1 protein-coding gene is annotated in these 326 nt (G+C 69.3%); it reads right to left on the bottom strand.

Going from position 1 to position 326, the window contains the following annotated elements; all coding sequences use genetic code 11:
- On the bottom strand, positions 1–326 hold a 326-nt coding region (locus EFL26_RS08455), incomplete at both ends, for a DUF11 domain-containing protein (RefSeq protein WP_148046665.1).

Genomic DNA, 326 nt, shown 5'->3' with positions numbered 1-326 from the left:
GTCGCGTCACCCGGACCGGCGTTGCTCGCCGTGATCGTGAACCCGATCTGCGATCCCGCGTTGACCGTCGCGTTGTCCGCGGTCTTGGTCAGGGTCAGGCTCGGGCACCGGACCGTGGTGGTCGCGTCAGCCGTCAGCGTGGCGTGGTTGGTCGCGGTCAGCGTGGCCTCGTTCGGGTACGCCGCGCAGCTCGCGAACGACGTACCGCTCACGACGTGCACCGACTCGCTCGCACCCGGAGCCAGCGTGACCGCGTTGCAGTGCAGAACCTCGCTGCCCACCGCACCCGTGATCGAGCAGTTGCCCGGACCCGAAGCGATGCTCCA

Source organism: Nocardioides pocheonensis, from assembly GCF_003725535.1.
Lineage (GTDB): Bacteria > Actinomycetota > Actinomycetes > Propionibacteriales > Nocardioidaceae > Marmoricola > Marmoricola pocheonensis.
Note: the sequence above shows the minus strand (reverse complement) of the source record. Positions and strands in the feature narration are given on the sequence as shown.